Origin of the sequence: Yinghuangia sp. YIM S09857, assembly GCF_051388915.1 — a bacterium.
Taxonomy (GTDB): domain Bacteria; phylum Actinomycetota; class Actinomycetes; order Streptomycetales; family Streptomycetaceae; genus Yinghuangia.
On the sequence record NZ_JBPKBH010000021.1, the window covers coordinates 141,414 to 148,268 of the forward strand.

6 protein-coding genes are annotated in these 6,855 nt (G+C 73.8%); all 6 read right to left on the reverse strand.

What is annotated here, in order from left to right:
• Positions 1-153: 153 nt before the first annotated feature.
• Positions 154-1,443: a TQO small subunit DoxD gene (locus ACRX5S_RS33180; RefSeq protein WP_436776932.1), complete on the reverse strand. Its 1,290-nt coding sequence runs from the start codon at positions 1,441-1,443 to the stop codon at positions 154-156.
• Between the two features lie 314 nt (positions 1,444-1,757).
• Complete coding sequence (gene rlmB / locus ACRX5S_RS33185) at positions 1,758-2,726, reverse strand: 23S rRNA (guanosine(2251)-2'-O)-methyltransferase RlmB (RefSeq protein WP_436776896.1); 969 nt, start codon at positions 2,724-2,726, stop codon at positions 1,758-1,760.
• Between the two features lie 201 nt (positions 2,727-2,927).
• A complete protein-coding gene (gene cysS, locus ACRX5S_RS33190; RefSeq protein WP_436776897.1) occupies positions 2,928-4,340 on the reverse strand; it encodes a cysteine--tRNA ligase in 1,413 nt (470 codons plus the stop codon).
• Between the two features lie 42 nt (positions 4,341-4,382).
• Positions 4,383-4,775, reverse strand: coding sequence for a PPOX class F420-dependent oxidoreductase (locus tag ACRX5S_RS33195; RefSeq protein ID WP_436776898.1), 393 nt, complete (start codon positions 4,773-4,775; stop codon positions 4,383-4,385).
• Between the two features lie 60 nt (positions 4,776-4,835).
• Positions 4,836-5,342 carry a 2-C-methyl-D-erythritol 2,4-cyclodiphosphate synthase gene (gene ispF / locus ACRX5S_RS33200; RefSeq protein ID WP_436776899.1) on the reverse strand — a complete coding sequence of 169 codons (507 nt, stop codon included), beginning with the start codon at positions 5,340-5,342 and terminating at the stop codon, positions 4,836-4,838.
• Between the two features lie 76 nt (positions 5,343-5,418).
• The gene (ispD, locus tag ACRX5S_RS33205) at positions 5,419-6,174 is read right to left on the reverse strand and encodes a 2-C-methyl-D-erythritol 4-phosphate cytidylyltransferase (RefSeq protein WP_436776900.1); all 756 of its coding nucleotides are present in this window, start codon (positions 6,172-6,174) and stop codon (positions 5,419-5,421) included.
• Positions 6,175-6,855: the final 681 nt, after the last annotated feature.

The window sequence follows — 6,855 nt, forward strand, 5'->3', positions numbered from 1 at the left end:
CGGCCCGGGAAGTCCCGGGCCGCGCCTGCCTGTTCGCCCGTCCCCCGGTTTGGCGTGGCGCGTCCGGCGTCCCCCGCCACGCGTCCCCGTAGTACGTCCCCCGTCCTGCGTCGGCGGCACCGCCGCCTCACCGGACACCCTCCCCGCCCCCGATCACCCCCCCAGCAGCCCGCCGAGCGGACTCGTGTTGCTCGCGCCGCCCGCGTTCGCCGGTTTCTGGGACGTCGCCTTCGGCTTGGTCGTCGCGGCGGCCGGGGCGTTGTTCCCGCTCGTGGCCGCGGTCGGCTTGCGGGTCGCGGTGGCCCCGGCCGGGGTCCGGGCCGCGGAACTGGTCTTCGGCGCCGCGGTCGGGGACGTCGTCGTGCCCTTGGTCGCGCTCGGCGCCGCCGAGGCCGCCGGGGCCGCGGGAGTGCCGGGCTGCCGGGCGGGCGGCGGCGCGACCGCCGGGTCCGGCACCTGCGGCGTCTCCTCCGAGGTCGCCGGACCGGACACCGACGTCTCCGGCGTGTCACCCGCCGGAAGCGTCGTGTCGGGCGCGGCCGGGTGCCCGAACAGCGCGCCCGCGAGCAGCGTCAGACCGACGCCCGCACCCGCGATGATCGAGCCGTACCCGAGCTTGCGGCGCCGGGCCCGTACCGGGATCGTCAGCGGCCCGCGCCAATTGCGCAGCGACAGCCAGCAGTCCACCGAGTACATCGGCGCGCCCGCAAGGGCCAGCGGACTCCACGCCGCCAGGAACACCACGTAGGCCGCGTGGTACGGCGACGAACTCCCGCCCACCGCGACCAGCACGCCCAGCGACAGCAGCATGCCGATCATGCCCATGGCCCGCGTCCACAGCCCGAGCAGCGCGCCGACACCGGCGACCACCTGGCCGAACGCGAACAGCAGCCCGACCGTGATGGCGTGCTGCGACGCGAGGTCGAGGACCCCGGGCACGAAGCTGCCGTCCCGCAGCACCTCGATGCGGTGCGCGAAGGAACCGGGCGCGTCCGCGTCCAGGAAGCCCGGGTCGTACAGCTTGCGCAGGCCCTCAAGCAGGAAGGCGATGCCCAGGAACCCGCGCAGCGGCAGCAGGAACGTGCCCGGTTGCAGCGGCCCGCGCCTGGTCGCCGCCGGCGCCTGCGTCTTCGCCGCGGACGGACGGGTCTGCGACCTCGCCGGGGTCCGCGCCGCCGAGGTGCGCGCCGGGCGCCCGGCGGGCCGCTCCCGCGCCGGCCGTTCGCGCGCGGGCCTCTCGCGTACCGGCGGCATCACCGTCGTCGGCGGGTCCGACCCGACGTCGACGCGCGGCAGCTCGGTGGTCACATCGGTCGGGTCCGACCGGAACCCGCCGCGCTGCCCGGGCACCTGTGGCTCGCGCGCGCCCGGCGGTGGCCCGATCACCACGCGCAGACTGCGCGTGGCGGCGGACACGGCCGCGGGGTCGACGGGGTCCCGCACCAAGGTCCGGACGCTGCCGAAATCCGCGGGTCCCCCACCGCTCAGCCGGTCGTCCTGATCACGCTGGCCACCGAAGCGGCCTTCCGATCTGGTCTCCACGCATCTCTAACCGCGGATCCCCCCGGGAGGATGCGGCCATACGGACATCTATCTTCGAGCCCCGCGACAGGCCCCGGCGACACGCCGCCCGTCACGGCCCCGGGAATCACCCGAAGGAGATCACCGAAGGCACCACGTGGCAGCGCCGAACACCGCATCGACAGGCATGCGGTGACCGCGGACGCGGCAGTCGAACGCGCGGCGGGAGAAATGCGTCAGAGCGCGCGGCGCCGCGAGACCTCGTACAGCACGATCCCCGCCGCGACGCCCGCGTTGAGCGACTCGTTGCCCGCCGCCATCGGAATGGCCACGGTCTGGTCGCACGTCTCGGTCACCAGTCGCGACAGGCCCTTGCCCTCCGAACCGACCACGATCACCAGCGGCTCGTCGGCGGTCGACAGCTCGGCGAGCTCGTCGCTGCCGTCGGCCGCGAGACCGACCACGAACAGCCCCTGCTTCTGGTACGCCTCCAGCACCTGGCGCAGGTTCGAGGCCCGCGCCACCGGCACCCGCGCCGCCGCGCCCGCCGAGGTCTTCCAGGCACCGGCCGTCATCCCGGCGGCCCGCCGCTCGGGGACGACCACGCCGTGCGCGCCGAACGCCGCCGCGGAGCGGATCACCGCACCCAGGTTGCGCGGGTCGGTGATGCCGTCGAGCACCACGACGAGCGGCACCTCGCCGTTGTCGTGCGCGATCTCGACCAGGTCGTCGGGGTGCGCGTACTCGTACGCCGGGATCTGGAGCGCCAGGCCCTGGTGGTGGCCGCCCTCGGTGAGCCGGTCCAGCTCCGGACGCGGCGCCTCCATCAGCGGGATCGACATGTCGTTGGCGAGCTTCAGCGCCTCGCGGACGCGGTCGTCCGAGTCGATGAACTGCGCGACGTACAGGGCACTGCCCGGGATGCCGGCGCGCAGCGCCTCGACGACCGAGTTGCGCCCGTACACCAGCTCCGCGGTCCCCTTGCCACCCCGGCCGCGCGCGACGCCCGCCCGGCCGCCCGGCCGCGCGGCGCGCTTGGCCGCGGCCTGCGCGGCACGCTGCTTGGCGTGGCCCTTGCGCATCTCGGCCGGCGGCGTGGGGCCCTTGCCGCGCAGCGCACGGCGGCTGTGCCCGCCCGTCCCGACCTGGGGCCCCTTCTTGCTCCCCGGGTTGCGCTTGTTGCGGCGCTGGCTGTTGCCGGCCATGTCGGTGTCCCTTCGGTGCTCTCGTCTCGCACGTACAACCGTACGGCCGGGCGCTCGGCCCGGCCGCATGGAGACGGTCGTACGCGAACCGCCGTGCGGCGGCGACTGGTCGGTCCTGCTGCCGGTGCGGGCACCGGCGTCGTGGTCACGGCCCCGTTGCCGGGGCGGCGGTGACAATGTTGACGGTTCGGCGGAGCGGGGTCAGCGGTCGCTGTGGCGCTCCAGGGTCCAGCGCGGACCCTGCGGGGTGTCCTCGACGGCGATGCCCGCCGCCGTGAGCCGGTCGCGCACCGCGTCGGCGGCCGGGTAGTCCTTGCGTGCGCGGGCCGCCTCGCGCTGCTCCAGGGCCAGATGGATCAGCGAGTCGACGACGTGGCGCAGGTCCTCGGTGCGGTCCCCGGCACCTGCGGACACCCACGGCTCGGCGGCCGGGTCGAGCCCGAGCACGCCGAGCATCGCCCGCAGCGCGCCCACGTGCGCGGCCACCGCGTCCTTGTCGCCCGCCGCCACCGCGGTGTTGCCCTCGCGCACGGTGTTGTGCACGACGGCCAGCGCCTGCGGGACGCCGAGGTCGTCGTCCATGGCCTCGGCGAACGCGGCAGGGACCTCGGCGTCGGCCGGGACGGGCCCGGCCAGTTCGACCGCGCGCTCCAGGAAGCCCTCGATGCGCCCGAACGACGTCGCGGCCTCCTGCAACGCCGCCTCGCTGTACTCGATCATCGAGCGGTAGTGCGGCGAGGCGAGGTAGTAGCGCAGCACGATCGGCGGCCAGCGCTTGACCATCTCGGAGACGAGCACCGAGTTGCCGAGCGACTTGCTCATCTTCTCGCCGCTCATGGTGACCCAGGCGTTGTGCATCCAGTAGTTGGCGAAGCCGTCGCCGGCCGCCTTGGACTGCGCGATCTCGTTCTCGTGGTGCGGGAACACCAGGTCGAGACCGCCGCCGTGGATGTCGAAGCGCTCCCCGAGGTAGCGGTGGGCCATCGCGGAGCACTCCAGGTGCCAGCCGGGTCGGCCCCGGCCCCACGGGGTGTCCCACGACGGCTCGCCGGGCTTGGCGGCCTTCCACAGCGCGAAGTCGCGCGCGTCGCGCTTGGCACCCGCGCCGGCGTCGCCCTGGTCGCGCATCGCGTCGAGCCGCTGGCCGCTGAGCGCGCCGTACTCCGGGTACGAGTGCACGTCGAAGTAGACGTCGCCGTCGGACGGGTACGCGTGCCCGGTGGTGATCAGCCGCTGCATCAGCTCGATCATCTCCGGCACGTGCCCGGTCGCCCGCGGCTCGACGGTCGGCGGCAGGCAGCCCAGCGCGGTGTAGGCGTCGTTGAACGCGCGCTCGTTCGGATAGCCCACGCGCCACCACGGCACGTCGGCCTCGCACGCCTTCGCGATGATCTTGTCGTCGATGTCCGTGACGTTGCGGCAGAACACGACGTCGTTGCCCCGGTACGCGAGCCAGCGCCGCAGCACGTCGAAGTTCAGCCCGGAGCGGATGTGCCCGATGTGCGGCGGAGCCTGCACCGTCGCACCGCACAGGTAGATCGACACAGTGCCCTCGACGAGCGGCACGAAGTCGCGGACCGTGCGGGTGCTGGTGTCGTAAAGGCGCATGCTCACCCTGCGAGTTTACGGGGTGGCAGGGCGGGGAAGCTCACGCATTCAGCCCCGCGTGACGATCCGGTCCGGGGTGACGCGCACGACGACCCGCACATTGGACGGATCGCCCTCGCGGAACGGCTTGCCGTCGTAGCGCTGCGACAGCTCCTGGATCAGTTCGGGTGCGCCGTCGTCCTCCAGCGAAGCGGTGCCCCTGACCTCGACGTACGTGTACGGATCGTCCTTCGGGTAGACGAGCAGCGTCACGCGCGGATCCGCCTCGATGTTCCGGTGCTTGCGGCGGCCCTTGACCGTCGAGACGAGCAGGTCGTCCCCGTCGGTCCTGACCCAGACGACGGAAAGCTGCGGGCGTCCGTCGGGCAGCAGCGTTGCCATCGTCGCGAAGTTGGGTGCGTCGATCATCGTGCGCGCGGCGTCGGTGAGCTTGTCGGCCATAGCCGTCCCTCTCGTCTCGTCGTCATGTCGTGGGCTCCGAAGGACCCGATGCCACGCCGACTAGGGTCCCGAAACACGCACCACAAGAGCGGTGGCGATCGCCGCCAGCCCCTCGGCGCGCCCGGTCAGGCCCAGGCCGTCGGTGGTCGTCGCGGACACCGACACCGGCGCGCCCGCGGCTTCCGACAGCGCCTTCTCGGCCTCGGCACGCCGCGGCCCGATCTTCGGACGCACCCCGACGACCTGCACCGCGACGTTGCCGATCTCGAACCCGGCGGCGCGCACCAGCCGTGCGGCCTCGGCCAGCAGAACGGCGCCGGACGCACCCGACCACTCCGGACGCGAGGTCCCGAAGTGCGCACCGAGGTCCCCGATCCCGGCCGCCGAGAACAACGCGTCGCAGGACGCGTGCGCGGCGACGTCGCCGTCCGAGTGCCCGGCGAGACCGGTCTCCCCGGGCCAGTGCAGTCCGGCGACCCACAGGTCGCGGCCTTCCTCGAACGGGTGGACATCCACACCGATTCCGGTGCGGGGCAACCCCCGATGGGGTGACACGAATTCGGACATCGACAGCGGCTCCGGATCAGGCGAACGCATAGCTACGACAAATGCGGCAAAACTCGGGCACCCACGACTGCGCGGCCTACTCCACCGACCCCATCTGCTCGTCCCGCCCAGCCAGTTCGGCCCGTTCCGCGCGGCGGCGGTTCAGCAGCGCCTCGGCCAGCAGCAGATCGAACGGCCGGGTGACCTTGAAGGCCTCCTCCGATCCCGGGACGACCGCCACGGTCACGCCCATGCGCTCCACCATCCCGGCGTCGTCCGTCGTGTCGCCCTCCGGCGAGGCCTCGTGCGCGGCGGCCAACACATCGCGCCGGAACCCCTGCGGTGTCTGCACCGCACGCAGCGACGCCCGGTCCACGGTCCGCACCACGCACTCGGCGGCGCCGTCCGGCGCGACGTCCGCGACCTCCTTGACGGTGTCGACCACGGGCAGCGCCGGCACGACCGCGAGTGCCCCGGCCTCCACCGTCGCCACGACCGCCTCGACCACCTCGACCGGCACGAACGGCCGTGCGGCGTCGTGCACGAGGACGACCGGGCAGTCCCCGGCCAGCGCGTCGAGGGCACGGCGCACCGACTCCTGTCGGGTGGCACCTCCCGCGACGACCGTGACGGGCGCGTCGGCCCCCAACTCGCGGGCCAGCAGCGCGCGTACGTCCTCGACACCGTCCGGCGGCGCGGCCACCACCGCGGCGCCGACAACGGGAGCCGCCAACAGCGAGCGCAGTGCGTGCACGAGCATCGGCACGTCGCCCAGTTCGCGCAGGGCCTTGGGCAGTCCGCCGCCCAGGCGCAGCCCGAGTCCCGCAGCGGGCACCAGAACAGCAGCTCTCACCGGAGACCCTCACCCCATCGCGCACGGTCCGGACGCGGCGGCCCGGATGCCGCTCCGAAGGTACCGGGACACAACCGGGTGTACGCGCGCGGCCACAGGGGAAGGTGCCCCAACAGGCGCCCAGGCTGGTACCCCAGGTGCCGTGGAGCCGCCCCACCGCGGTGCGGCAGCAGTTCGCGCGCAGCCGTGTACGACCGCACAACACGTCGGCACGACGGCTGCGCCGACCGCGCCGCAGTGCGCGCGGCAGCAACGCCGCCGCCCGACCACCGTGGGTCCGGGCGGCTGCGGCGTTCCGCCGCAGGGGCATCGCCGACCGCCCGCCACATGCTCATCGCAGGCGGACGACATGCGGGTTTTGCCCTTGCGGGTTTTTGCCACAGGGACGCCGCCCGCGCGTGTCGCCACCCGGCCGAACAACCCGCGACACCGCGCGCGACCTGCACCGATGCACGAGGCCAGCGCACGAACGACGCACGACGGCACACGGCTCGAAGCACGGGTGAACGCGCGCCGAAAGAGCGGGCCGACACCAAAGCGACGACAGCGAAGCCGACGTCACCGAACAGGCCGCCCCGTCGGCCGTCCGGTATCCGCATGTGTCGGTGAAGCCCGTTGGTAAAGCCCGTCGGGGGGGGGGGGGGGGGGGGGGGGGGGGGGGGGGGGGGGGGGGGGGGGGGG

What these genes read in the sequence shown, in the direction of transcription:
- rlmB (WP_436776896.1), bottom strand. Translation starts at nt 2,726, where the DNA reads ATGGCCGGCAACAGCCAGCGCCGCAACAAGCGCAACCCGGGGAGCAAG.
- ACRX5S_RS33195 (WP_436776898.1), bottom strand. Translation starts at nt 4,775, where the DNA reads ATGGCCGACAAGCTCACCGACGCCGCGCGCACGATGATCGACGCACCC.
- ispF (WP_436776899.1), bottom strand. Translation starts at nt 5,342, where the DNA reads ATGTCCGAATTCGTGTCACCCCATCGGGGGTTGCCCCGCACCGGAATC.